The 24,892-nt window shown below is 61.3% G+C and carries 21 protein-coding genes and 2 tRNA genes; 15 read left to right on the forward strand and 8 right to left on the reverse strand.

Features of this window, described 5'->3' with window-relative positions:
- Positions 1–67: 67 nt before the first annotated feature.
- From AC1DD7_RS10955 to AC1DD7_RS10970, 4 genes are all read left to right on the forward strand, one after another.
- Positions 68–3,064: a UPF0182 family membrane protein gene (locus AC1DD7_RS10955; protein ID WP_477514989.1), complete on the forward strand. Its 2,997-nt coding sequence runs from the start codon at positions 68–70 to the stop codon at positions 3,062–3,064.
- Between the two features lie 205 nt (positions 3,065–3,269).
- A tRNA-Met gene (locus AC1DD7_RS10960) sits at positions 3,270–3,343 on the forward strand.
- Between the two features lie 381 nt (positions 3,344–3,724).
- Positions 3,725–3,798 (forward strand) — tRNA-Met (locus tag AC1DD7_RS10965).
- Between the two features lie 129 nt (positions 3,799–3,927).
- Positions 3,928–4,725 (forward strand): GntR family transcriptional regulator, encoded by a 798-nt coding sequence (locus AC1DD7_RS10970; protein ID WP_442003739.1) that lies wholly within the window; start codon positions 3,928–3,930, stop codon positions 4,723–4,725.
- A gap of 102 nt (positions 4,726–4,827) precedes the next feature.
- Here AC1DD7_RS10970 and AC1DD7_RS10975 read toward each other — a convergent pair whose 3' ends face one another.
- Both AC1DD7_RS10975 and AC1DD7_RS10980 read right to left on the reverse strand, forming a co-directional pair.
- Positions 4,828–5,616, reverse strand: a complete 789-nt coding sequence (locus tag AC1DD7_RS10975) for a PspA/IM30 family protein (RefSeq protein ID WP_477514990.1) — start codon at positions 5,614–5,616, stop codon at positions 4,828–4,830.
- A gap of 99 nt (positions 5,617–5,715) precedes the next feature.
- A complete protein-coding gene (locus AC1DD7_RS10980) occupies positions 5,716–7,770 on the reverse strand; it encodes a TPM domain-containing protein (protein ID WP_477514991.1) in 2,055 nt (684 codons plus the stop codon).
- A 345-nt stretch (positions 7,771–8,115) separates the two neighbouring features.
- Between AC1DD7_RS10980 and AC1DD7_RS10985 the strand changes: the two genes are divergently transcribed.
- From AC1DD7_RS10985 to AC1DD7_RS11010, 6 genes are all read left to right on the forward strand, one after another.
- Positions 8,116–9,762, forward strand: a complete 1,647-nt coding sequence (locus AC1DD7_RS10985) for a S1C family serine protease (protein ID WP_477514992.1) — start codon at positions 8,116–8,118, stop codon at positions 9,760–9,762.
- Positions 9,763–10,037: 275 nt separating this feature from the next.
- Positions 10,038–10,841 (forward strand): electron transfer flavoprotein subunit beta/FixA family protein, encoded by an 804-nt coding sequence (locus AC1DD7_RS10990; protein WP_477514993.1) that lies wholly within the window; start codon positions 10,038–10,040, stop codon positions 10,839–10,841.
- 12 nt (positions 10,842–10,853) lie between these two features.
- A complete protein-coding gene (locus AC1DD7_RS10995) occupies positions 10,854–11,807 on the forward strand; it encodes an electron transfer flavoprotein subunit alpha/FixB family protein (protein WP_477514994.1) in 954 nt (317 codons plus the stop codon).
- A 5-nt stretch (positions 11,808–11,812) separates the two neighbouring features.
- Positions 11,813–12,592: a PIG-L deacetylase family protein gene (locus AC1DD7_RS11000; protein WP_431115761.1), complete on the forward strand. Its 780-nt coding sequence runs from the start codon at positions 11,813–11,815 to the stop codon at positions 12,590–12,592.
- 74 nt (positions 12,593–12,666) lie between these two features.
- Entirely contained in the window at positions 12,667–13,212 is a 546-nt protein-coding gene (locus tag AC1DD7_RS11005) for a gluconokinase (protein WP_431115759.1), read from the forward strand.
- Positions 13,209–14,612 carry a GntT/GntP/DsdX family permease gene (locus tag AC1DD7_RS11010; RefSeq protein WP_477514995.1) on the forward strand — a complete coding sequence of 468 codons (1,404 nt, stop codon included), beginning with the start codon at positions 13,209–13,211 and terminating at the stop codon, positions 14,610–14,612. Before AC1DD7_RS11005 ends, AC1DD7_RS11010 begins: the two co-directional genes overlap by 4 nt.
- Positions 14,613–14,725: 113 nt before the next feature.
- Here AC1DD7_RS11010 and AC1DD7_RS11015 read toward each other — a convergent pair whose 3' ends face one another.
- The 4 genes from AC1DD7_RS11015 to AC1DD7_RS11030 form a co-directional block, all read right to left on the reverse strand.
- Positions 14,726–15,559: an anti-sigma factor gene (locus AC1DD7_RS11015; protein ID WP_477514996.1), complete on the reverse strand. Its 834-nt coding sequence runs from the start codon at positions 15,557–15,559 to the stop codon at positions 14,726–14,728.
- A 1-nt stretch (position 15,560) separates the two neighbouring features.
- Positions 15,561–16,166 (reverse strand): ECF RNA polymerase sigma factor SigK, encoded by a 606-nt coding sequence (gene sigK / locus AC1DD7_RS11020; RefSeq protein ID WP_477515174.1) that lies wholly within the window; start codon positions 16,164–16,166, stop codon positions 15,561–15,563.
- Between the two features lie 189 nt (positions 16,167–16,355).
- Positions 16,356–16,823 carry a tRNA (cytidine(34)-2'-O)-methyltransferase gene (locus AC1DD7_RS11025; protein ID WP_224088121.1) on the reverse strand — a complete coding sequence of 156 codons (468 nt, stop codon included), beginning with the start codon at positions 16,821–16,823 and terminating at the stop codon, positions 16,356–16,358.
- Between the two features lie 98 nt (positions 16,824–16,921).
- Positions 16,922–17,866 (reverse strand): J domain-containing protein, encoded by a 945-nt coding sequence (locus AC1DD7_RS11030; RefSeq protein WP_477515175.1) that lies wholly within the window; start codon positions 17,864–17,866, stop codon positions 16,922–16,924.
- A 122-nt stretch (positions 17,867–17,988) separates the two neighbouring features.
- Here AC1DD7_RS11030 and AC1DD7_RS11035 point away from each other — a divergent pair, with 122 nt between their 5' ends.
- Both AC1DD7_RS11035 and AC1DD7_RS11040 read left to right on the forward strand, forming a co-directional pair.
- Positions 17,989–18,915 (forward strand): diacylglycerol/lipid kinase family protein, encoded by a 927-nt coding sequence (locus AC1DD7_RS11035; protein ID WP_477514997.1) that lies wholly within the window; start codon positions 17,989–17,991, stop codon positions 18,913–18,915.
- Between the two features lie 86 nt (positions 18,916–19,001).
- On the forward strand, positions 19,002–19,700 hold the full coding sequence (locus AC1DD7_RS11040; protein ID WP_477514998.1) for a hypothetical protein: 699 nt from the start codon (positions 19,002–19,004) through the stop codon (positions 19,698–19,700).
- Positions 19,701–19,741: 41 nt separating this feature from the next.
- Here the strand turns inward: AC1DD7_RS11040 and AC1DD7_RS11045 are convergent, their stop codons facing one another.
- Positions 19,742–20,161 carry a hypothetical protein gene (locus AC1DD7_RS11045; RefSeq protein ID WP_477514999.1) on the reverse strand — a complete coding sequence of 140 codons (420 nt, stop codon included), beginning with the start codon at positions 20,159–20,161 and terminating at the stop codon, positions 19,742–19,744.
- Positions 20,162–20,252: 91 nt separating this feature from the next.
- Between AC1DD7_RS11045 and AC1DD7_RS11050 the strand changes: the two genes are divergently transcribed.
- Entirely contained in the window at positions 20,253–20,936 is a 684-nt protein-coding gene (locus AC1DD7_RS11050; RefSeq protein WP_477515000.1) for a helix-turn-helix transcriptional regulator, read from the forward strand.
- Positions 20,937–21,005: 69 nt separating this feature from the next.
- Positions 21,006–22,235: a cysteine desulfurase family protein gene (locus tag AC1DD7_RS11055; protein ID WP_477515001.1), complete on the forward strand. Its 1,230-nt coding sequence runs from the start codon at positions 21,006–21,008 to the stop codon at positions 22,233–22,235.
- A gap of 63 nt (positions 22,236–22,298) precedes the next feature.
- Here the strand turns inward: AC1DD7_RS11055 and AC1DD7_RS11060 are convergent, their stop codons facing one another.
- The gene (locus AC1DD7_RS11060; RefSeq protein WP_477515002.1) at positions 22,299–23,552 is read right to left on the reverse strand and encodes an NAD(P)/FAD-dependent oxidoreductase; all 1,254 of its coding nucleotides are present in this window, start codon (positions 23,550–23,552) and stop codon (positions 22,299–22,301) included.
- A 196-nt stretch (positions 23,553–23,748) separates the two neighbouring features.
- Between AC1DD7_RS11060 and mnmA the strand changes: the two genes are divergently transcribed.
- Positions 23,749–24,870 carry a tRNA 2-thiouridine(34) synthase MnmA gene (gene mnmA / locus AC1DD7_RS11065; protein ID WP_477515176.1) on the forward strand — a complete coding sequence of 374 codons (1,122 nt, stop codon included), beginning with the start codon at positions 23,749–23,751 and terminating at the stop codon, positions 24,868–24,870.
- Positions 24,871–24,892: the final 22 nt, after the last annotated feature.

The raw sequence follows: 24,892 nt of genomic DNA on the forward strand, positions 1-24,892 counted from the left end.
AGGGGCAGAGATCGTCGAACACACGCACACCGACTTTTAACTGACGACCACCAATGAGGTACAGAGTTTGTCCCGTCCCGCCAGCTCCAACCCGCCCGGAAGATCGCCGCTGAGACGAGGTGCCCTGACTCCGACACTCATCGTCGTGGCAGTGGCCGTCGTTGGATTCATTTTCTTCGCCAATGTGTGGACAGACGTCCTCTGGTACCAGCAGCTCGGCTTCTTCGAAGTTTATGTCCGCGAGAACCTCGCCAGGATCGTCACTTTCCTGGTCGGTTTCGCCATGATGTTCGCTGCCGTCTACTTCGCCATCAGGATCGCGTACCACGCCCGGCCTGTCTACGCTCCGGATGCTGAGTCACGTGACAACCTCAACCGCTACCAGGCCCAGCTTGAGCCTGTCCGCCGGGTCGTCATGGTGGGCCTGCCCATCCTGTTCGGGCTCTTTGCCGGCAGCGCCGCGGCAAGCCAGTGGCAGAAGGTCCTCCTCTTCTTCAACCAGGAACCCTTCGGCCAAACGGATCCGTTGTTCAACCTGGACATCAGCTTCTACCTGATGTCGCTTCCGTTCCTTGGCTTTGTTACCGGATTCCTCATCAGCATCGCTGTAGTGGCTGGCATTGCGGGCATCCTCACGCATTACCTCTACGGAAGCATCCGGCTCATGGAGCGTGGTGTATTCACCAGCCGTGCCGCCCAGATCCACATTGCCGTAACGGGTGCATTCTTCCTGTTGCTGCTTGGCGTGAATTTCTGGCTGGACAGGTACTCCACAGTGCAGAGCTCATCCGGACGGTGGGCGGGTGCCCTGTATACGGACGTCAATGCCGTTGTGCCCACCAAGGCCATCCTGGCGGTTGCCGCTGGCCTGGTTGCGATTCTCTTTATCATTGCTGCGGTTATCGGCCGCTGGCGCCTGCCCGTGATCGGTACAGCGATGCTGATCATCACGGCCATCCTGGCTGGTGGCGTCTACCCATGGGTTATCCAGCAGTTCCAGGTGCGTCCCTCGGAGAACACCCTGGAAAGGGAGTTTATTGACCGCAATATCAAGATGACCAGGGCCGCCTACGGCCTGGACAAGATTGATGTCTCCGCCTATAACGCCACAACAACGGCCACAAGCGGAGCTTTGGCAAAAGACGCCCAGACCGCGGCCAACATCCGCCTGCTGGATCCGAACCTCATCTCCTCGGCGTTCGCCCAGCTTGAGCAGTACCGTCCGTACTACCAGTTCCCTCAAACACTGAACGTGGACCGCTACACGGTGGATGGCAAAGTGCAGGACACCGTCATCGCTGTTCGCGAGCTGAACCCCGACGGACTGAGTGCAAACCAGCAGACCTGGGTCAACCGGCACATCGTTTATACGCACGGCTACGGTGTGGTCGCAGCGAAGGGCAACAAATTCACCGTTGATGGCAAGCCGGAATTCCTGCAATCAGGCATTCCATCCAATGGCGTTCTCGGCAACGACACCTCGTACGAACCACGCATCTATTTCGGTGAGAACTCTCCTGAATATTCGATCGTTGGAGCTCCCGAGGGTGCCCAGCATCGCGAACAGGACCGCCCAGCGGGACGCGAAGGCGGGGGAGAAACCCAGTACACCTTCACCGGGAACGGCGGTCCCGTCGTAGGCAACTGGCTCAACCGCATTCTGTACTCCATCAAATTCCAGTCCTCGGACTTGTTGCTGTCTGACGGTGTGAATGAGAAGTCCCAGATTCTCTACGACCGCAATCCGCGTGAACGGGTTGAGAAGCTCGCCCCATACCTGACGGTGGATGGCAACGCCTATCCGGCCGTCGTCGATGGCCGTGTGAAGTGGATCGTTGACGGTTACACCACCAGCCAGTACTTCCCGTACTCCCAACCCCAGCAGTTGCAGAACGCAACCGTTGATTCGCAGACCAGTGCAGGCCGGACGGTGACCCTGCCCAACAGCTCCGTCAATTACATCCGCAACTCAGTCAAGGCCACGGTTGACGCCTATGACGGTTCAGTCACGCTCTATGCCTGGGATGACCATGATCCTCTTCTGAAGGCTTGGCAGAAGGTGTTCCCTACCACCATCAAGCCCTACACAGAGATGTCCGGCGACCTCATGAGCCACGTCCGTTACCCAGAGGACCTTTTCAAGGTCCAGCGTGAACTTCTGGGTCGCTACCACGTCACGAACCCTGACAACTTCTACCAGAACAACGATGCCTGGAGTGTTCCGAACGACCCCACGGTCTCTGAAGCCGTCAAGCAGCCGCCGTTCTACATGTCTTTGCAGATGCCTGACCAAGACAAGCCTGCGTTCCAACTCACGTCATCCTTCATTCCGCAGACAGTCAACGGGAACGCAAGGAATATCCTCTATGGATTCCTGGCCGCGGATTCAGATGCCGGAAATGTCAAGGGGGTTAAGGCGGACAGCTACGGCAAGCTAAGGCTGTTGCAACTTCCAACGGACACCCAGGTTCCTGGCCCAGGCCAGGCGCAGAACAAGTTCAACTCGGATCCCACCGTCTCCCAGGCGCTTAACTTGCTGCGTCAGGGCGCTTCGGATGTTTTGAACGGCAACCTGCTGACCCTGCCCGTTGGCGGCGGCCTACTTTATGTCCAGCCCGTCTACCTGAAGTCAACAGGCGAGACCTCTTACCCCACCTTGCAGCGGGTCCTCGTGGCCTTCGGCGACAAGATCGGCTTTGCAGCTACCTTGGATGAGGCTCTGGACCAATTGTTCGGCGGTAACTCCGGTGCCAAGGCTGGCGACTCCGAGAACAATGGCCAGACGCCCGCAACGCCGCCTGGGACCACAACGCCTCCTGCCGGCCCGACCGACGCCAAGGCTGATCTCAAGGCGGCTCTGGACGACGCCAACAAGGCAATCGTGGATGGCCAGGCAGCTCTGGCCAAGGGAGACTTTGCCGGTTATGGCCAGCAGCAGACCAAGCTCTCCGACGCTCTCAAGAGGGCGATCGATGCCGAGACCCGTCTCGGCATAACGCCGGAACCGACAGCGACGCCGAGTGCTACACCAAGCGCCACACCGTCGCCTTCACCGAGCAGCTAGTACCCGGTGAATGGTTGACACAGCGTGACTAGAAGGGCCGTTGTCCTCTCCTCCTGGAGCGGACAACGGCCCTTTTCGGTTTACAGGAAATAGTTGCGGAAGCGGGCTGTTGGAAGTCCGGTTGAGCGATATTGATGGGGGAGATGCACATCACGTCGACAGGATTTGGTCTGCCATTCACCGGACGGTAATGTTGTTCTTGCGACGCGGGGTGGAGCAGTTCGGTAGCTCGCTGGGCTCATAACCCAGAGGTCACAGGTTCAAATCCTGTCCCCGCAACTGGAGAAAAGATCCGGATCAGTATTCACTGATCCGGATCTTTTGTTTTCCCCGGATGTTGTGATGTTTTCCCTGATGCTGGGTTCAGTTGATTGAGGGACCAGCGTTTAGGCCCCTGCTCTTTAGTCGCGCCCCCCTCCTCTTCCCGGCCCCATCCGCTTCCCGCGGGAGGCGCGTCCGGACAGGGCTGGAGTTAGCACGGCTCTCGCTGGGCTCCGACCTGTGCCCGGGCATCGGGGTTAGGGGCAGGCTCGTAAGGTCGATTCCGCCGCAGACCCTGGCGACGATTTGCCGGCTAACCCTGGGGGCAGTGATCTGCAGCACCTTCACGTCACTATGGTCATAAGCACCCTGCCTGGTGCGGTAGAGTTGTTCTTGCGACGCGGGGTGGAGCAGTTCGGTAGCTCGCTGGGCTCATAACCCAGAGGTCACAGGTTCAAATCCTGTCCCCGCAACTGGAGAAAGGTCCGGATCAGTTTTCACTGATTCGGGCCTTTTGTTTTGTGCTGCACCAGGCCCTGGAAGTGCCGGTGCTAGCATCAAATCCGGAACGGCTGCATGCCGGGAATGGATGGGAAGGCCGGATGGTCAAGGAAGACTACAACCAGGGCCTGGATCGACAGGCCCTGCAAAGGAACAGCCCCGTAGCGGTGTACCAGCAGGTTGCAGACGTACTGACTGATCAAGTCAGCCGGTTGGAACCGGGCGCACGGATCCCGACCGAAGAATCGTTGATGGACGAGTACGGGATTAGTCGTACTACGGTCCGCAAGGCGATAGAAACCCTCGTTGTGAAGGGGCTGCTTGTTCGCCGGCAGGGCAAGGGCACTTTCGTCATGGCCCAGCGTCCGGTCCGAATGCTGAACCGCTTGGCGCCCTTCATGGAGACGTTCACAGCAGCAGGAATGAAGACTGTCAAAGGCCTGATTGAATACAAATGGATGGAGAAGGACAGGTCGGTGCCAGCCAAGCTGGTGTCCGATGACAATCTTGTCCTCGTGATCCGTCGTTCCTATTCAAGCGGCGGTTGGCCCTATGCCATTGCGGAAATCTTCATTCCCTCGCACATTGGCCGTCACATCAGCCTCGCGGATGCCGAGCGCAATTCCATCTACCAGGTGATCCAGGACAGGACATCCAAGCCCCTCCAGCGTGCTGAAATCACCGTCACGATGCATGCCCCGCCGGAGCACCTCGCCGATGCCCTGAATGTCCGCGAATTCCCCATGGTTCCGCGCTTGGAAAGGACCACCCTGGGAGCGCACGGTGAAGTCCTTGAATGCACTGTGACATATTTCCACCCAAAGGGCTTCGAAATTCGTGCTGAAGTGGCTACAGATGTCAGTCCCAGCCAGGATCCGTTGGAGCCCTCCTCGCTCTAGGCAGGGTTGCCCTCAGAGAACGAGAATGGCCGGATCCCCAAGAGGGATCCGGCCATTTCTCATGCTTCAGCCAACATCAGAGGGCTGCCACGCCCTACCTGGTCAGAGCTTGTCGAAATCGGTTTCGTCGATGGTTGCGCCGCTGGATGCAGGGGCACCAGCCCCGATGGCCGGCTTGTTGCCGCCGGACTTCAGGGCCGCAAGACGCGCGTCGATTTCGGTCTGCTCCCCAAGGTCTTCCAGCTGGTTGAACTGGGCGTCCAAGCTGGATGCAGCAAGTTCCTGCTGGCCCAGGACCTTGGCCTCCTCGCGGCGAATCTTCTCTTCGAAGCGGCCAACTTCACTGGTGGGGTCCATGATGTCGATGCTCTTCAGGGCGTCGTGCACCTGCGACTGCGCAGCAGCGGTCTTGGAACGGGCCACGAGTTCATTGCGCTTCGCAGTGAGTTGGTTGAGCTTGTTCTTCATTTGGTCAAGCCCGCTCTTGAGCTTGTCCACAACCTCGGTCTGGGACGCAATGCTTGGCTCGGCGGCCTTGGCTTCGGACTCTGCCGTCATTTGGCGCTGGATGGCAACCTTGGCCAGGTTGTCGAATTTCGTAGCGTCCTCGGTATCACCGGCAGCACGGTATTCGTCGGCCTTGCGTGACGCGGCAAGGGCTTTGTTGCCCCAGTCCTGGGCGTTCTTGACGTCCTCGTTGTAGTCGGCCTGCAGCATGCGGAGGTTCCCGATGGTCTGAGCCACTGCGGACTCGGCCTCAGCAATGTTGTTCGTGTAGTCGCGGACCATCTGGTCCAGCATCTTCTGCGGGTCCTCAGCCTGGTCCAGCAAAGCGTTGATGTTTGCTTTGGCGAGCTGCGAGATCCGACCGAAAATGGACTGCTTAACCATGGTGTTGCCTTTCGTCCTGCTCAGTGGAAGCCACTGAAATCAGTGATCAGTTGTTGTACCGCTCCTAGACGGGGCATGGACCCCATCTAAACTGTGGGGCTAGAAACTTCCGGAGTCGCCGCCACCGAAGTCGCCTCCACCGCCGCCCCAGTCGCCGCCGCCGCCGGAGTCGCCGCCGAAGAATCCGCCGCCGCCACCGCCGTCGCTGTGGCCGCCGCCCCAACCGCCGCCACCGCTGTTGAAGATGGAGTTAATGAGAATGCCGCCGAGAATCGCGCCTCCAAGACCGCCACCTCCGCCGCCACCCCCGAACATGCCACCGCGGCCGTAGCCTTGGTCGGCATAGCCGAAGTGGTCGACGTCGGCCTGCGCCAGCTGTGCTGCCTGTGCGGCCAGTGAGTGGGCTTGCTGGGCGTATGTCAGAGCCGTCACCGGGTCATTGCGCGAGATCGACAAAGCGTAGTCGAGATTGCGCTGGGCCTCGGCGAGCCGGGTGCGGGCCTCCGTCCCAACGCCGCCCCGACGGGCCGTGATGTAATCCGAGGTCGCGCTGATCTGGGCCTGTGCCGCCATGATGGTTTGCTGCAAGGACGCTTGTGCACGGCGGGCCTGTTCCTGCTGGTCCCGGATGCCGGACAATGACTGATCAAGCGCCTGGTGTGCTGTTTCCACGCGGGTCAACGTAGCAATGGGGTCGATCTTGCCACCTTGGATTTCAGTCTTGACTTGACCCAGGGCCGCCTCCACACCAGCCACCGGGCCAGCGAGCTCAGGATGTTCACCCGACTGGATCATGGCCCTGGCCTGCGCGAGATCCTGGCTGGTCTCCGCAACCGCACTTTCCAGAGAGGCGCGTGCTTCGTCAAGGCTGCCTGCAGTCTTGGAGATCGCATCGATAAGGACGTTCGTCTGGTGCAGGCTCTCTTCGGCAGCCCGAACAGCTACGGCAGCCAGGCTGTTTTCGCCGGCAGCCAGTTTTTCCTGGGCGGTGGTGGCAGCGTTCTGCACGAACGCAAGGCGTTCCTTGGCCTGCAGGATGTTGTCTGAGACCTGCGTCAACGCAGATTCGGCGTACTTACTGCGGAGGCCCTCAAGGGATTGCTCTGCGGTAGCGATCCTGGAGTCGGCCTCCAGGGCGCCGGCCGTGACAGTGGCCAACGCCTGCGGGGCCTTCTTCTCGAGTTCACGAAGGGAGTCGAAGTCCGCTTTCTGGTCGCGCAGTGACGCGAGGGCTGCCTCTGAACGGCGAATAATCTCTCCGAGCCACGTCCGTTGTTGTTCCTCGGTGTCCGGGATATGGTCGTCCAGCTGCTGCTGCAACTTGAACGATTCGGTCATATGGGCTTTGGCTTCCTGCAGGGCCTTGGTGAAGTTGCCGATCGCCGAATCACCGTATTGGGCCTGGGCGAACCCGAGTTCCTGTTCGCTGGACTTGATGGCGTCATCAGCTTCGATCAGCAACGAACCACTCTTCTGGCGCAGCTCCGGAATGCTCAGGGCTGCCAGGGGGTCAAGCTCTTCTCCTTGCGGACCATAGCTGGCACTGGATGCTTGACCAACCTTCTTGCGGCGATTTCGCAGGTAGAGATAGGTGGCCGCACCGCCTGCTGCTACTACGCCAACCCCGACGAGGACCCCCACACCGCCGTTGCCGCTTGGCACGGTACCGCTTCCACCGCCGGCCGCGTCTCCAATGGCTGCGGCTGTGTCAATCGCTGCCTGGGCATAGTCTTTTTTACCGCCGGCAAGGTTGGCAACAACGGCGTTCTGCGCGATATTGGACTGCTTGGAGTAAATGGAACTCCCTGAGTTCAGGGTGAAGTTGTACTGACCAGCAGTGGAAATGGCCAGAATGGCATCGGCCTTGCCCATGCCCCTCTTGGTGGCAACGGCCTTAACCCATTCCGCGGGCGATGAAGGGTTCTCGAAGGAGTTCACCGTGACCACGTACAAGTTGTACTTGTGGTCCTTGAGAGTCTTCTGGATGGCTTCCTGAACTTCACCCTTGCGGCTGCCCAGGACATTGGCATCATCCACGATGTTTTGGCCTGACGGTATGGTCACCGGATCTGCAGCCCAGGCGGCGCCGGCCGGGAGGGCCAGCATTCCAGCCACGCCAATCACGGCGAGTACACGTTTCACTATTGACCGCATGTGCAACCCTTCAGCACGTCTGCGACTGGAACAAGGCGAACCAATCGTCACAGAATGCTCAGCGCCCCCACGCATGGTTTGTAAAGCCGCAGGTCGCTGTGGCAATTCCACTTGATTCTATGGTGCACCCCATACCCCGTCCACAGCCTTGAATATGCCACCAGCGAAACACGGGAGAAACGCGCGATGCCCGCGCGTTGAGGCTCTTTGTGTCGGCTGTGTTGGCCCGCCGTGCGGCTCTGCTGCACCATACCCCGCGGCTTTCAGGAAGCTCCCAGCGAACGTCCGATTTTGTTCCAGTAAAAGAGGCCATAGTTATGGAAGACAAGGATGAAAGGAAGTCCCATGACGGAGAACCCAGCGCAGGGCACCGCACCAGAGAATGATCCGTCCGAGCCGCGGGGTCCCGCTGCAAGGCCTGACGCCGCTGCCAGCCACCAGCAGCCACAGCAGCACGCTCAGCAGCCTGGTTGGAACTCCGGGCAGGGAACCGGTACGCATGCAACGACTCCGCTGCCGGCCTTTCAGCCGCCCGCCCAATCGGCACCTCACACCAACGCAAACCAAGAGGTGCATTCCAACTCCCAGCCCCAGCCCACCACGCGCCCTGAAGGCAACCCGGGTTCCCATGGAATCGCCGGACAGCCGCAGTACTACGGCGGTCCCCAGCACCAGGACCCGGGGCACCGTCCCAACTACCCGCAGCACCAGCCGTTTTATGGCGGAGGGACCAATCCTGGGAACCCGAACCTCCACAGCGCTCCGGGCCAGCAGTCCTCCGGTGGCACCAAGCGCAAGCCGGCATTCGGTATCGGAACGCTCATTGCCAGCATCCTTGCCGCCGGCCTCGTAGGTGGCGGTGTGGTGGCAGGCAGCTCCGCGCTTTTGGACAACCCGGCACCGGCGGCCTCAAGTGGCGGCCAGTCCAGCACGGTGATCGTGAACAACAAGGACGACGTCAACGTCATCACGGCAGCAGCAGCCAAGGCGTCGCCGAGCGTGGTCACCATCAAGGCAACGAGTGGAAACGAGGGCGGAACAGGGTCCGGCATCATTATCGATGACCAAGGCCACATCCTGACCAACACCCACGTCGTCACGCTGGATGGTGCAACATCCAATGCTGCCATCGAGGTCCGTACCAGTGACGGAAAGGTCCTCAAGGGCAAGGTCGTTGGAACTGATCCGCTCTCGGACCTTGCAGTTATCAAGGTGGACAATACTTCCGGTCTGGTGCCGGCCACACTCGGGGATTCCTCGAAAATCAACGTGGGCGACACCGCCGTCGCAATTGGTTCGCCGCTTGGCCTGACGGGCACGGTGACTGACGGTATCGTCTCCACGCTGAACCGCACCATCAGCGTTGCCTCCTCGGCCGCCCCGAAGGAAGGCACAGACAATTCCCAAGGCGGTGACCAAGGGTTCCAGTTTGCACCTCCAGGTGGCGGCCAGAGCCAGCCGAGCGCCAACGAGGGCTCGATTTCGATCAACGTGATCCAGACTGACGCGGCCATCAATCCGGGCAATTCCGGTGGCGCGCTGGTAAACAGCAAGGGCGAGATCATCGGCGTCAATGTTGCTATTGCTTCCGCAGGCAGTGGCACCGCGGATTCCTCCACTGGAAACATCGGTGTGGGCTTCAGCATCCCGATCAACCATGCCAAGCGCGTTGCACAGGAAATCATCGATAGGGGTAAGGCAAGCCATGGCCAGTTTGGTGTCTCTGTACGATCGAAGTCGTCCACGGGCAGCGACTCCGGATTCTCCGTTGGAGCCGAAGTGGCTTCGGTGACAACGGGTTCGGCCGCGGCGAAGGCCGGCATCAAGGTTGGCGACGTCGTCACCAAGTTTGGTGACTACCAGGTGACGGACCCCAACCAGTTGACCGCGGCGGTCCGCGAACAGTCCGCCGGTGCCAAGGTCAAGGTAACTATCCAGCGCAACGGCCAGTCGCAGGAAGTAGAAGTTACTTTGGACGCCGCACAGCAGTAACAACCCCAACAGCAGGAACCACTGCGATAGCAGGAACCTGCTGGCACAGCGGACGACGGCGGGCGGCACCTCAGCGGTGTGGCCCGCCGTCGGTCTGTGCCCGCAGTTGCCGTGGCGGATGAAACAGGCGTTAACGCACAATCGTTTTTCTGCGGGTTTCTGCGGGCAATATGCTTAGCTAGGGGAAGCCCACGCGCTGGGCAATTCACGGCCACGCTCCTGCGGTTGGCCGTCCACAAGCATGGAAGGCTGCTTCGAAGACAGTGGAAGAGACATTGAAGATTGTCGTTCTGGTCAAGCACGTCCCGGACGCGCAGTTCGACCGGCACATCACCGGACCCGGCAACACAACTGACCGCGATGAGAGCATCTTGTCCGAACTTGACGAGTACGCGCTTGAGGCAGCACTGCAGCTGGCTGAAGAGCGTGGCGGAGCCAAAGCCGGCAACGAGGTCATTGCCCTCAGCATGGGGCCCTCCGGTGCCGTAAACGCAGTCAAGAAGTCGTTGCAGATTGGCGCCTACTCCGGGGTCCACCTCAGCGATGACGCGTTGGCCGGTTCGGACGCCGCTGCGACATCGTTGGCGCTTGCGGCCACCATCCGCCATCTCTCCGCAGATGGACGCCCGGTGGACCTGGTCCTGACCGGCATGGCTTCCACGGACGGCGAGACCTCGCTCATCCCGGCTCAACTGGCCGAGCGGTTGTCGCTCCCGCAGCTTACGTTTGCTTCCAGCCTCGAGGTTAACGGCGGAACCGTGGTGGCACGTCGCGACGCCGGCTCCCACTCGGAAACAGTTGAAGCGCAGCTCCCAGCGCTCGTCTCGGTCACAGACCAGATCAATGAACCGAGGTACCCCAACTTCAAGGGAATCCTGGCAGCCAAGAAGAAGAAGATTGCCTCGTTGTTGCTTGCCGATATCGGTGTCGATCCTTCCGAGGTAGGCCAGGCAGGCTCGTGGACGGTTGTGGAGTCTGCAGCTGCCCGCCCGCCCAGGACCGCAGGTACGATCATCACCGACGAGGGCGACGCCGGCATCAAGCTCGTCGACTTCCTGGCCGCACAGAAGCTGCTCTAAAGGACTCCAACCATGGCAAATGCACTTGTTTTCATTGACAACCCCGGGGCTGCGCTCAAGAAGAGCAGCTTGGAACTCCTGACCCTTGCGCGGAAGCTGGGGGAGACCGCCGTCGCGATCAACGGTGAATTGACCGACGACGTCGCGGCCACCTTGGGTGCCTATGGCGTGGCGACGATCTACCAGCCCTCTGTGGCGGACCTGGACGACTACCTGGTTGCGCCGAAGGCCGCGTACCTCGCGGCTGCAGTGGCGGCTTCAGGCGCCAACGCTGTCCTGATCGAAAACTCGCCCGAGGGCAAAGAGATCGCGGGACGACTCGGCATTAAGCTCAACGCCGGAGTCATCACGGATGTCGTTGGTCTGGATGCGGACGGCACCGCCCACAAGTCGGTCCTCGCGGGTTCGTACAACACCACGGCGAAGGCCACCACTCCGGTGTCGGTCTTTTCCGTAAAAGCGAACATCGTGGAACCAGAGCCGGCAGGCGCAGCCACAGCTCCCGCGACAGCCAAGGTTGAGGTTCCTGCAGATGCTGCAGCGAATGCGGCCCGGATCTCCTCGCGCACGGAGAAGCCCGCCAGTGGCCGGCCCGATCTCAGCGAGGCCCGGATCGTTGTGGCCGGCGGGCGGGGCGTCGATGGCGACTTTGGCCCGTTGGAAGAACTCGCCGATGCCCTTGGTGCTGCGGTTGGTGCTTCGCGGGCAGCAACCGATGCAGGGTGGATTGGCCACGACGCCCAAGTGGGCCAAACTGGTGTGACTGTCTCTCCTCAGCTCTATATTTCGGCAGGCATCTCAGGAGCAATCCAGCAAAAGGCTGGAATGCAGACGTCCAAGGTCATTGTGGCCATCAACAAGGATGCAGAGTCTCCTGTCTTTGAGATCGCGGACTTCGGCATCATCGGCGATCTGTTCAAGGTTGTGCCGCAGGCAACAGCTGAGATCAAAAAGCGGAAAGGCTGATCCCTTTGACTTCTGGCGTTTCGTCAGCAAAGAGCCCGTTCAACGCCTCCACGGAGCGTGTTGAGCGGGTGCTTTGTTTTACTGCCCATCCTGACGACATCGACTTCGGAGCTGCAGGAACCATAGCTGCGTGGACTGCTGCTGGCGTACAGGTCACCTACTGCATCATGACTGACGGCGACGCCGGCGGGTTTGATCCCGTAGACCGGGAACGCATTATCGAACTCCGTGCCACGGAACAGCAACGCGCGGCAGAGTTGGTGGGAGTCAAAGACATCCGTTACCTGCACGAACACGATGGCTACCTCGAGCCGACACACAACGTCATCAAGCAGGTTGTGAAGCTCATCCGGGAAATCCGCCCGGACATCGTGTTAACCATGCACCCGGAACGGAACTGGGACCGCCTTCAGAAGAGCCACCCCGACCACCTCGCAGCAGGGGAAGCCGTCACCCGGGCGGTTTATCCTGCCGTGGAGAATCCCTTTGCCTATCCTGAGTTGGCCGAGGCCGGATTGGCAGCCTACAAGCTGCCCTGGCTCTGGTTTATCTCCAGTCCAGAGGACCGTGAGAACCATTTCGTGGATGTCACCAAGCATGTTGATGCCAAGCTCGATGCGATCCGGATCCACGCGAGCCAGCACCCGGACATCGAGGGGATGGAGCGCGTGGTCCGTGGCATGTTGATGGCCAACGGTGCGCGTGCAGGGCTTCCTGCCGGGGCCAGCGCTGAGAGTTTCCACGTGGTGTCCGTCAACGGATCCAGTACTATCGCCGGCTTCTGACATTGCCGTTATGTAACCTGTGTCATATGCTGGATCTCGGTTAAATCATATTTATTCGAGGAAGGCAGACTTTGATGGCGAAGACTGCACAGCAACCCGTACTGGTGATTATGGGAGTCTCCGGTTCGGGCAAGTCGACTGTAGCCGGCGTTCTGGCCGGAAAGCTTGGATGGGATCTCGCCGAAGGCGACGATCTCCATCCGGAAGCGAATGTGGCCAAGATGCACTCGGGGCAGGCCCTCAGCGATGAGGACCGGTGGCCTTGGCTTGGCATCATTGCCCAGTGGATCCGGGAACACACAGATGCCGGTACACCGGCCATCATCACGTGCTCGGCATTGAAGAAGAAGTACCGCGACGTGCTCCGGGGCGAAGGGGTTGTCTTCGTTTTCCTGCAAGGGAGCAAAGATAAGATCTCGGACCGGCTGGCGTCGCGGCACGGCCACTTCATGCCGCCGTCGCTCCTGGAGTCCCAGTTTGAAGCACTTGAGGAACCCACGGAAGACGAGAACTACATCTCGCTGTGTGTTTCGGCCTCGCCTGCTGAAGAGGCGGACGAAGTCATCGATCGGCTCGGCTTGCGTCCCCTGGGTGCCGGTACCGAAGCGGCAGCGTCATGATCGCACTGGAAACGTCCACACAGGTACAGGAGTGGTCCGCGCACGACACCCAACTCCTTGTGGTGGCAGCGTTGGGTATTGCGCTGATCGTGGTTCTGATCGCCAAGCTGAAACTCCACCCATTCCTGGCGCTGGTGCTGGGCTCGGCGTTTGTCGGCCTCGCCTCAGGCGTGGAACTGGGCAAGGTCATTACCAACTTCGAGGACGGAGTTGGCGGCGTCCTCAAGGAAGTCGGCCTCCTGATTGCCTTGGGCGCAATGCTAGGCAAGTTGCTCGCGGACTCCGGTGGAGCCAACCGGGTAGTGGACACCTTGTTGGCCAAGGCCACCGGCAACAAGATCGTCTGGATGATCACGCTTGTGGCAGTGATCATTGGCCTGCCGATGTTCTTCGAAATCGGTCTTGTGCTCCTGCTTCCTGTGATCGTCCTTGTGACGCAGAGATCCGGGATGAAGCTCATGCGCATCGCGATACCGGCTTTGGCGGGCCTTTCTGTGCTCCATGGCCTGGTGCCCCCGCACCCGGGACCCCTGATTGCCATCAGCGCTGTGAAAGCAGAATTGGGAACAACACTGGGCCTGGGCATCCTCGTAGCCATTCCCACGGTCATCATTTGTGGACCGCTTTTCTCCCGGCTGGCTGCGCGTTGGGTTCCCGTGGACGCTCCCGCCGTGGCGGGTGGCATCGACACCCAGCACCGCGCAGACCTCAGCGACGTCAAGCGCCAGCCCTCGTTCCTGGTGACACTGCTGACCATCATTTTCCCGGTAGTCCTCATGCTGCTGAAGGCTTTGGGTGACATCATCTGGCCGGACGCGGCGACCGCTCCGATGATCAGGATCTTCTTCGATTTCGTGGGCCAGCCCCTGGTCGCCATGACTTTGGCGGTACTCGCTGCCATTGTGAGCTTCGGGTATGCAGTGGGATTCACCGGCAGCAAGATCACTGCCAAGCTGGGCGACAGCCTGGGCCCGATCGCAGCGATCCTTCTGATTGTTGGGGCTGGCGGTGGTTTCAAGCAGACACTGATTGGCGCCGGCGTGGGCGACGCCGTCAAGAAGTGGGCCGAAGGGGCCAACATGTCCGTCCTCGTGCTGGGCTTTATTGTGGCGGTGGCACTCCGCCTCGCCACGGGCTCCGCCACTGTAGCGACCGTGACTGCTGCGGGCATTGTCGCGCCTCTGGCCAGCAGTTTGACCCCGACCCATGCGGCACTGCTCGCCTTGGCGATCGGTGCAGGCTCATTGTTCCTCTCGCACGTGAATGATGCCGGTTTCTGGCTGGTCAAGGAGCTCTTCGGCCTAACAGTCGGTCAGACCTTCAAGACCTGGTCCGTGATGGAGACCTTGATCTCCCTGGTTGGCTTCGGCTTCGTGATGCTGTTGTCGCTCGTGTTGTAGCTGCCGTCAACTGCAGGCAAGAACGACGGCGGCCGCCCCACCTTTCTCACGGAAGGTGCGCGGCCGCCGTCGGCTTTAAGCATTGACAGCATTAACGCCAGGCTTGGCTGACATCAGGCGCTCAGCGGAACCACCAACACAGGCGGCTGCGTGGGTGAGCTTGATCCGCCGGCGGGCTCCACCGTAATGGCTACTGAGGAAGCTGAGGACAATCCCTTCACCACCGCCGGCTTGGACAACGTCTCGGCGTCCATAGTGCCCTGCGGCACGGGGGCTGACCCATCCTTAGGCAACGTCCACAACTGGTAGACCTTACCGTCGGGGGCCGGGGCAACGCCGTCCATCAACACCACAAAGGAGTCCTTGGCGGAGGAAGCTGAAATGGTTGCCGTGCCGCCTCCGGGAACCTGGGCCGTCTTCTTCTGGACGTCCTGGGCCTGCAGGACCTGGTTCACGGGATCATTCTGGCCGGCTACGTACGCGCCTACTCCCACGCCACCCAAGGCGATGACGGCAGCAGCCGCTGCGCCCACCAGCCACGCGCGTCCGCGCCCGAGGCCGCGGCGTTCTCCGCGCTTGGTACGGGCGAGTGCCAGTTCGTCCACGACTGGCTCAGGCTTTGCATTAATGCCAGGCCTTGCGGGGGAGTCCATGTCAGATTCCCGGTTGATCCGGTCCATGATGTTGGCGAAGACGGCAGCGGGAGGCTCTTCTTCAGGAGCGAAACCTACCACCAGGGCCTCGCGGGCCTGGCGGACCCGCTCCTGGAACGCTGGACCTTCCGGAGCGTCCTTGACGTAATCGTCAATCAGGGCACGTTCGGATTCAGTGACCGCGTCCAAGGCATAGATTTCCGCGAGTTCGAGGACACGGCCCTCGGCTAAGTCGGTTGCGATGTCATTGGCGAACATTCTGCGGACAAATCCTCCACCGTTGTTTTCGCTCATTTCAGCCCACCCCCAAGCAGGTCTTCAAGCGCAGTAGTCCATCGCGGATGCGGGACTTGATGGTAGGGACCGCGGCACCAAGGTGCTCCGCAACCTCCCTGTAAGTGAGCCCACCGTAATAGGCAAGGCGGACAGATTCGCGCTGGGTATCCGTCAACGTGCCAAGGCACCGGCTGACGGCCTCGGCCTCAAAGTTCGTGTCGGCTTCCTCGGATACGACGTCGCGATCACGGTCCTGGCTCGCTGCGCCGTATCGGGCTTCGCGGTCCGTAGCTGCCTGCACGGCACGGACGCGGTCGATGGCACGGCGGTGAGCGATGGTCATCAGCCAAGCCATCGGGCTGCCGGACGCGCGATCGAACCTGGCGGCGCCCTGCCAGACCTGGATGAAGACTTCCTGGGTGGCGTCCTCGCTCAGCTCGGAGTCGATCAGGATGCGCCTGGCCATGCCAAAGACGCGTCTGGAGGTCAGCCGATAAAACTCGGCGAAGGCCACCTGATCGCCCGCAGCAATCAATTCAAGCAGGCGGGTGAGCTGCTGGTTCAGGTCTGTCGCCATGCCCGAAGTCTCGACGACCGGGGGACCGGGATTGTTGGGGATGTCCATCACTGTCCAGCATAAGTCGTGCGGTTTGAAACCCGCAGCACAAGGGCGTGGCGTTGTGCGCACGGCCGTGCAGCGGGTTGCCGCCACCACCAGGGCCTCCAGCGCGCTCACATCGGCTCCCTCATCGAATGTCCAAAGCAGGAATTGATCCTGCACAGGTTATTCGCAGCTGCGGGCGCCGCGGATGGGCTACACCTTGGCGCCGGCAAATCCGTTCTGGCGCCACGCCTCGAAAACGGCAATGGACGCGGCGTTCGCCAGATTCAGTGAACGCAGGGAAGGCCGCATCGGGAGCCGCACCCGGGCAGTGACGTGCGGATCCTTCTTCAGCCAATCCGGGAGGCCGACAGATTCAGGGCCGAACATCAGCACGTCACCCTCACGGTAGTTGATATCCGTGTAGGACGTTTCGCCGTCGGACGTAAACGCAAACACACGCTCAGGCTGCAGGGCTGCCCAGGCCGCGTTGATGTCCTTATGGACAGTGACGACGGCGAGGTCGTGGTAGTCCAGGCCCGCCCGGCGCAGCTTGGCATCGGAAAAGTCAAAGCCCAGAGGCTCCACCAGATGGAGTTCGGCGCCGGTGATGGCGGCCAAACGAATGGCGTTGCCCGTATTGCCCGGGATTTCTGGAGTGTGGAAGAGGATGCGGAACACCGTCCCATCCTAGTCAGTCCTGTCCCAGCCAGTCCCATCGCTCTGGCTTCATACTGGCTCAACCAGTGCCCTCAACCAGTGCCGGCGAAGGCAAGATGTCAGTGCATGCCGCGGAGCAAGCGGGCAAGAACTGGCACCACCACGGTGTTGGGTGCTGGTCCTGAACCAAGGAACTGCTTCAAACCGCGGACCAATCCTGCGCCATTGACTACCTCAACCGCGTTATGGCTGGACTGCCCTTTGCCGTACTGGTCAATGACTGGTTCGTGCAGGTTGCCGTCAGGACTGTGCAGGACCACCCAGCCGGTGACGTTCAACTCGGGGAAGATGTCCTGCATGTGGCGGACGATGTGGGCGAGCTGCGGTGGAGCCACCGACCGGCCGCCGTGGCGCAACGAATTGCCGTCCCATGCGTAGGCGCCCTTGGGCAACAGCATGGAACCAACCAATGCCAGTCGGTAGCCGGAAAGCACCGCGTGGTCGATGTGGTTGTTGTCAGAGGGGGAGCGGAGCCCGTTGATAAGCCGTGCGGCGGGGATGGCAGGAAGAACCTGCCTGCTGATGAGTTGAACAGTGCGCATCTCGCGCTGGATGCGGGCTTCGGCTCCAAAAATGCCGCGCTTTCGCGGCAAGCCATGGACCTTTTGGGCAGCTTCTGCCATCGAAATGAGGGGAACCTCAAGGGGGTCGTCAAAGGCGGGAACGTAAACGGGCGGATCGCCGGCCGTGTTGCGCGGGGCCTGCGGACGCCTGACCCCTGCGCTGGTCGCCGGACCCGGCGCTGGCGCGCCTGTGTAGTCGCCCGGACGCGCTTGGGAGCGGACGGAAGTGCCGCTGGCATACCTCCGGTCATACTCGGCCCGACGCTTCGGATCAATCAGGGTCTCATACGCGAGCGTTACACGGCGGAACATTTCAGCCTCGCCGCCGTGATCAGGGTGGGCCTTCCGGGCGGCCTTCCGATATGCCACCTTGATCTCCTTGTCCGTCGCAGTGACGGACACGCGGAGAACCTGATAGTGGGAACTGCTGCCCTCGGCCAAGCACAGGCCCTTCTCTAGGATGGTGGTCCGCTCCATTGGCGGGGCGGTATGGCCAGTTTATCCAGCCACTATGAGAACGTCGGCAGCGGGCGCGGTGGTTCCCGGCTGGCATAATTCAGCAGGTGAATCCTCCGGCGCCCAAGAATCCCACGCACGCGGCGGAGAAGATCGCCCTTGCCATCAATCCAACAGCGTCGTTCGGCCGTCACGGCCTTGCCGGGGACGAGGCCGCAGCCTGCCTTCGCGCCGGGGGTTGTGACGTCGTCGTGCTGGAAGCGGGAAGCTATGACGATCTCCGGACTCTGGTTGATGAGGCCCTGACTTCAGGCGTCCGTGCGCTGGTTGTGGTGGGCGGGGACGGCATGGTCCATTTGGGTGTCAATGCGCTCGCCGGAAAGGATGTTCCGCTGGGAATTGTTCCCGCAGGCACTGGCAACGATGTTGCCAGGCTCCTGGGCTTGCCACTCACGGACACGAAGGCGGCCTGCGATCGCTTGCTGGCGTCAATGGCATCGGGCGGGCGGAAGATCGACGCCGGACGCGTCACCGCCAGCGGGCGAAGCACCTATTTTGCGGGGGTCCTGTCTGCTGGATTTGACGCTGCCGTTAATGAGAGGGCGAACTCGTGGCGTTGGCCCAAGGGAAAAAGCCGTTACAACCTGGCGATGCTCCGGGAACTCGGTTCCTTCCGGCGTATCGAATACACAGTGACGGCCGACGGCGAGCAGTGGCGCCAGCCGGCGTTGCTGATTTCGGTGGCGAACGGCCAATCGATCGGCGGCGGGATGATAATTACGCCCGATGCTTTGCCCGACGACGGGTGGCTGGATTTGTTTATGGTCAAGCCGTTATCGCGGCTGAATTTCCTGGCAGTGTTTCCCAAGGTGTTCGCCGGCAAACACCTTGGCCATCCGGCCGTGGAGATCCGCCGGGTACGGAAGGTGCGGCTGGAGGCAGAAGGTGTAGTGGCCTACGCCGACGGCGAGCGCGTGGGCAGATTGCCTGTGGAGATTGAGGTTGTGCCCGGGGGTCTCTGCGTCCTTGCTTAGTTGAACTGCTGTTGCGGGCGGTTAGACTCGATGGCGGCAGAAGCGGCTCGCAGCAAAAGACTCGCCAGTAAGAGAGAGGATCGCCGATGACACGGGGTGTTGGACGACGGCAGGTCCCGGCGATGGTGGGCGCCATGCCTGGTTTGGCTGCTTTGGGTGCCTTGGGTGCGTTGCTTGCCGGATGCAGTGTGAACGTGCCTGATCCGGCAGCACCGAAGCCTTCACCTTCCGAGTCCACGCTGTCCACCCCAACCATCACGCCCGGACACGATGTTGAGGCTCTCGCCGCCAAGGATCTGCCCTTGAGTGCTGGAGGAACATTGGCGCCTGGAGATCCGGTAGCAGTGTCCAGCCGCCTGGATGAGGCGTCGGGATGGTCCGTTGTGCACTCCGGCTTGCAAGGTGAAACCCGGTACGCGAAGACAGATGGGTGCATGGTGGTTGTCCGGGTGAGCGTTAACCAGGGACCATTGGTGGTGCCGGGCGATGACGCCGCGTCCACGAAGGAACTGTTCCGCTACTTGGATCCGGGCATCGCTGTGGACAAGCTAACACCGGCCTCATTGCGCTGGGGCCAGGATTCCGGCAAGCCGGAGCACCGCGTGGAATTATTGGCCTTGGAATCAGCTCCAGCTTCCGGTGGCACCGCTGCCTTGGTCCTCGCCAGGCTTTTCAGCAGCCCGGCTTCCTCTGTGTATGTATCGGTTGCTTGTCCTGATAGTGGGACCTTGGCCAAGGCCAGGGCTGAGGTCCAGTCCCAGTTGGCTGTGGTCCCACCAGCCTGAGTTTTATTTCTTGAACGCGGTGTTGTTTCTTGAACGCGGTGTTATTTCCTGAACGCGGTGGCCAGGCGGTTCAACGCGAGTGCTCCAACCAGCAGGCCGAAGTCCCTCAGTGCGACGTCGAAGAACGAGCCAAGCACCAGCAGGTTGACGATGATGCCGAGCAGCCAGACGGCGACAATGAGGGATCCCCAGCGCGGCCGCAGGGCGACGACGATGCCGGCGATAATTTCGATGACTCCCACGCCGTACATGAAGGTCTGGGCTGAAACAGGTACCACGGCGGTGGCTGCGGGCGCCAAGTAGACAGTCCAGTCCACCAGGAGGTTGCTGAATTTGTCGAGCCCGAAAATGATCGGGGCAATCGTGAAGACCGTCCTCAGGAGGACAAAGGCCTGCCGGGAAGGGTCCCGGAGGTCGCTGTGGCTGGACTTGGGGCTCACGTGGGTGGTTGCGGCTTCCATGACGCATTCCTTTCTAAAAATGGATATCTTGATTTTAGATCTCCGCGGAAGATTAAGCAACGAATCTTGTTTTTAGAGATATTCTGGCGGTATGACCACTGCACGCCACTCTTGGCTCCAAAGGATTTCGGCGATCGCCTCCTTGGACGACGACAACCGCCGGGTGTTGTTCGCCTACGTGCGCGGTGCTGCAGACGCCGTAGGCCGGGACGAAGCAGCCCGTGCCTTGGCTATTCCCCGAAGCACGGCCTCCTTCCATTTGGATCGGTTGGTGAAGGATGGCGTCCTGCAAGTGGAGTTCAGAAAGTCCTCCGACAAAGCCGGGCCCGGTTCCGGCCGGCCTGCCAAGCTCTACCGCCCGGCCATGGATGAAGTTGTTGCCTCTGTCCCTGAGCGCCAGTACGATCTCGCCGGGGATCTGATGGCTACAGCTATCACGCGTTCCCTGAAAGGGGAGTTGCCCGTGCGGGACGCTTTGATGGATGTTGCAGGCCGCAAGGGCCAGGAAGCGGGCCGGCCCGGCGATTTCCTGGGTGCCCTGGCGGACCTTGGCTATGAGCCAACGGCTGATGGGGCGGGAGGGTACCGGCTGCTTAACTGCCCTTTCCATCGGCTTTCGCAGGATCATGAGGAGGTGGTCTGCGCCATGAATGGCGCGTTCCTCAAGGGCGCAGCCACCGCATCAGGTCTTAGTGCTGACAACGTCCTTCCGGAACCTGGCCCTGGTCATTGCTGTGCCCGGATTGGCAGCCTGGAACCGGGCCCCAAAACCTGACCCCAGGCCTGACCCCAAAACCCAGCGCTGACGCCGTCGATGGAATTACGCCGCCGGTAGAATTACAACGTGCCTGTATACCTCGACCACGCCGCCACCACTCCCATGTCGGCCCAAGCCCTTGCCGTCATGACGCGCGAGCTGGCGCGAACCGGCAACCCGTCCTCCCTCCATGGAGCCGGACGTCGGGCAAGGCGCGCGGTGGAAGATGCGCGCGAAACGTTGGCGGCGGCCGCTGGAGCCCACCCGTCCGAGGTAATTTTCACCTCGGGTGGGACTGAGGCCGACAACCTGGCCGTCAAGGGCCTTTTCTGGGCCCGCCATGACGAAAACCCTCGCCGGACCCGGATCCTGTGTTCCGCCGTCGAACACCACGCGGTCATGGACACGGTGGAGTGGCTTGAGCGTCATGAGGGAGCCGAGGCCGTGTGGCTGCCTGTCGATGCAGAAGGGGCGGTGCAGCTCGATGCCGTGCAGCGCGAACTGGAGCGCGACCCCGAGTCCGTTGCGCTTGTCACGGTGATGTGGGCAAACAACGAGGTGGGCACCATCCAGCCCGTTGCTGAGATCGTGGAGCTGGCCAGCCGATACGGGATTCCCGTACATTCAGATGCCGTCCAGGCTTTCGGTTCCGTACCGGTCGATTTCCGCGCTTCCGGGCTCGCTGCGATGTCAGTGTCGGGGCACAAGCTCGGCGGCCCCGTCGGAGTCGGAGCGTTGTTCCTCGGGCGGGCGATTAAGTTGACTCCGGTTCAACACGGCGGCGGGCAGGAGCGCGATGTGCGCTCGGGAACGCTGGACACGCCGGCCATTGCGGCCTTCGCCGCAGCTGCGGCGGCCGTCACGGCCAATCTGGCCGCGGAGGCCGAGCGAATCAGCAGGCTGCGGGACCGTCTTATTGCCGGGGTTCGGGAGGCCGTTCCGGATGCAGTGCTCCGGGGGGCACCTGGGGAACGCCGACTGCCCGGCAATGCCCACTTTACTTTTCCTGGTTGCGAAGGAGACTCACTGCTGTTCCTTCTCGATCTCGCAGGTGTTGAGTCATCCACCGGTTCGGCATGTACAGCAGGAGTGCCCCGTCCCTCCCACGTCCTCCTGGCCATGGGGCTGGATGAAGATACTGCCCGTGGTGCTCAACGCTTCACACTGGGGCACAGCTCAACAGATGCCGACGTCGATGCCCTGCTTAAGGCGCTGCCCGAAGCTTGTTCACGGGCTCGTCAAGCAGGCATGGCCGGTCATGAATCCAGCATCCAGACAGCGGCAACGGTAGCGCGGCGCGGCGCTGCGGAGTTTTAAGCAGTTTTAAGCAGGGGAGTTTTAACCCGGGAATCGCTCCGGGCAACAAGTCCAGGGTAAAAATCAGTCGCGGGGCAAGAGCTCCTCAAGGGGAACGTCGGGATTTGTCAGTCGGGTTACGTCCACGGGGACCCGCCCCGAAATCAGGGCCTTGATCGGCTTCTGCACGCGGCGAATGTTCACGCTCATGCCGCCAACCACCTCGCCGTGCTCCTTCTCGCCATCGCGCATCCAAAACGCGATGAAACTGCCGTCATCGAGGGACCCACGAATTACGGGCTCAACGCCGGAGGTCAGCGAAGGGAAACCCGAATACTCCATGCTGAGGGTGAACTGGTCCGTATAGAAATAGGGGACAACATCCAGGGCGGCATCTTGGTCCAGCATCGTCTTGGCGGCCACTTTGCCGCCGTTGAGCGCATTCGCCCAGTGCTCGCTGCGATGATGCTCACCGGTGAATGGATGCAGGGCGTTGGCAACGTCACCTGCTGCCAGGATGTCCGGGACGCTGCTGCGAAGCGCGGCATCCACCAGGACTCCGTTGTCCAGGGTCAGCCCTGCTGTTTCTGCCAATGATGTGTCAGGCACTACACCCACTGCAATGATGACGATATCCGCGGGAAGGACTTCTCCCGTGTTGGTTCGAACTGCGGAGGCATGGCCATCGTTCCCCTCGATGGCAGCAGCGCTCGCCGGCAGCCTGAAGCTGACGCCGTTCTCTTCGTGGAGTGCCCGGAAGTAGTTGCCTAGTTCAGGGCCGATGGCGGCACTGAGGGGGATTTCTTCCAAGCCGAGCAGGACCACATCATTGCCGTAGCTGCGGGCAGCCGCAGCCAGTTCCATGCCGATCCACCCGGAACCGACCATGACCACATGCTTGCCTCCGTCCCTGAGCAGGGACTGCAGGCGCAGGCTGTCCTCAAAGGTCCTGAAAGTCAGCACGCCTTCCAGGTCAATGCCGGGAAGCGGGATGTGCCGAGGCTGCGCCCCGGTGGCTATCAGCAGTTTGGCGTAGTCAAGGGTCCGGCCGTCCTTGAGGGTTACGGTTCGGTTTCCCACATCGATGCCCACTGCGGGGTTGCCCAGGAGGAGTTCGACGTCGTTTTCTTCGTACCAGCCGGCCGGCACCACCGGGACGCTATCCTCGTCGGCCTTGCCCAGAAGGAACTCCTTGGACAGAGGTGGCCGAAGGTACGGGATCCGCTCCTCGGATGCCAGGAGGGCGATGGGTCCAGCAAACCCCTCTGATCGAAGGGTTTTTGCTGTGGTCGCGCCGGCCAGGCCGCCGCCGGCGATGACCATTCGCTCATGTGTCATTTCAGCCCACCTCTGTCTTGGCATTTTCTAAAACAGCATACTTTGACTTTAGATTTCGTCCTATGCCCAGTCAAGGGATTTCGCGGGGGCATTGGTGCGGGAGATAGAATAGTTGGGCGTGCCGGCTCGCCTCAGCCGGAATCAATATCCAAAAACCCCTAAAACACGGAAAGCCAGCATGCGAGTACTTGCAGCAATGAGCGGCGGAGTCGACTCCGCCGTGGCCGCCGCCCGCGCCGTCGAGGCCGGACACGACGTCGTCGGAGTCCACCTTGCGTTGTCGCGCATGCCCGGCACCCTTCGCACTGGAAGCCGGGGCTGCTGCACCATTGAAGACTCCCGCGATGCATGGCGCGCCTGTGATGTCCTGGGGATTCCGTACTACGTGTGGGACTTCTCCGAACGCTTCAAGGAAGATGTCGTCCAGGACTTCATCGACGAATATGCTGCCGGGCGCACGCCGAACCCGTGCATGCGTTGCAATGAGCGCATTAAGTTTGCTGCCTTGCTGGAAAAGGCCATTGCCCTGGGCTTTGACGCTGTCTGCACCGGGCACTACGCCAAAGTAATCGAAGACGCCGACGGCAACCGCGAACTGCATCGTGCGGCGGACTGGGCCAAGGACCAAAGCTATGTCCTGGGCGTCCTGACCCACGAGCAGCTTAAGCACTCCATGTTCCCGCTGGCGGACACTCCCTCCAAGGCCGAGGTAAGGGCCGAGGCCGAAAGGCGGGGCTTGTCGGTGGCAAACAAGCCGGATAGCCACGATATTTGCTTCATCTCCGATGGAGATACCCGTGGCTGGCTGGCCGAGAAAATCGAAATGACAACCGGCGACATCGTGGACGAAACTGGCACGAAGGTAGGCGAGCACCCGGGTGCAAATGCCTTCACCGTCGGCCAGCGCCGAGGACTGAAGCTGGGCACACCGGCCTCCGATGGCAAGCCCCGGTTCGTCCTGGAAATCCGGCCAAAGGAAAACAAGGTTGTTGTGGGGCCGGAAGCGCTCCTTGCCATCGATGAAATCCGCGGAATCAAGGTGTCCTGGGCTGGTTTGCCCATCTCCGAGGTTGGGACAGGTGCGGAATTCGAGTGCCACGCCCAGGTGCGGGCACATGGTGACCCCGTTCCTGCCCGTGCACATATTGAGCCGGTCGTGGATGAAGAGGGTGTTGAACGCGCCGAACTCGTGGTCACCCTGACCGAACCGCTGCGCGGAGTGGCGCCTGGCCAGACCGTCGTGCTGTATCAGGGCACCCGGGTGCTGGGACAGGCAACCATCGACGCCGCGCGTTCCCTGCAGAGGGCAGTTCTCTAGCCGTTGCCGGATTATTGCCTCC

The sequence above is a fragment of the Paenarthrobacter sp. 10L412 genome, from assembly GCF_056395565.1.

What these genes read in the sequence shown, in the direction of transcription:
- AC1DD7_RS10970 (WP_442003739.1), top strand. Translation starts at nt 3,928, where the DNA reads ATGGTCAAGGAAGACTACAACCAGGGCCTGGATCGACAGGCCCTGCAA.
- AC1DD7_RS10975 (WP_477514990.1), bottom strand. Translation starts at nt 5,616, where the DNA reads ATGGTTAAGCAGTCCATTTTCGGTCGGATCTCGCAGCTCGCCAAAGCA.
- AC1DD7_RS10980 (WP_477514991.1), bottom strand. Translation starts at nt 7,770, where the DNA reads ATGCGGTCAATAGTGAAACGTGTACTCGCCGTGATTGGCGTGGCTGGA.
- AC1DD7_RS10985 (WP_477514992.1), top strand. Translation starts at nt 8,116, where the DNA reads ATGACGGAGAACCCAGCGCAGGGCACCGCACCAGAGAATGATCCGTCC.
- AC1DD7_RS10995 (WP_477514994.1), top strand. Translation starts at nt 10,854, where the DNA reads ATGGCAAATGCACTTGTTTTCATTGACAACCCCGGGGCTGCGCTCAAG.
- AC1DD7_RS11005 (WP_431115759.1), top strand. Translation starts at nt 12,667, where the DNA reads ATGGCGAAGACTGCACAGCAACCCGTACTGGTGATTATGGGAGTCTCC.
- AC1DD7_RS11010 (WP_477514995.1), top strand. Translation starts at nt 13,209, where the DNA reads ATGATCGCACTGGAAACGTCCACACAGGTACAGGAGTGGTCCGCGCAC.
- AC1DD7_RS11015 (WP_477514996.1), bottom strand. Translation starts at nt 15,559, where the DNA reads ATGAGCGAAAACAACGGTGGAGGATTTGTCCGCAGAATGTTCGCCAAT.
- sigK (WP_477515174.1), bottom strand. Translation starts at nt 16,166, where the DNA reads ATGGACATCCCCAACAATCCCGGTCCCCCGGTCGTCGAGACTTCGGGC.
- AC1DD7_RS11040 (WP_477514998.1), top strand. Translation starts at nt 19,002, where the DNA reads ATGACACGGGGTGTTGGACGACGGCAGGTCCCGGCGATGGTGGGCGCC.
- AC1DD7_RS11045 (WP_477514999.1), bottom strand. Translation starts at nt 20,161, where the DNA reads ATGGAAGCCGCAACCACCCACGTGAGCCCCAAGTCCAGCCACAGCGAC.
- AC1DD7_RS11050 (WP_477515000.1), top strand. Translation starts at nt 20,253, where the DNA reads ATGACCACTGCACGCCACTCTTGGCTCCAAAGGATTTCGGCGATCGCC.
- AC1DD7_RS11060 (WP_477515002.1), bottom strand. Translation starts at nt 23,552, where the DNA reads ATGACACATGAGCGAATGGTCATCGCCGGCGGCGGCCTGGCCGGCGCG.
- mnmA (WP_477515176.1), top strand. Translation starts at nt 23,749, where the DNA reads ATGAGCGGCGGAGTCGACTCCGCCGTGGCCGCCGCCCGCGCCGTCGAG.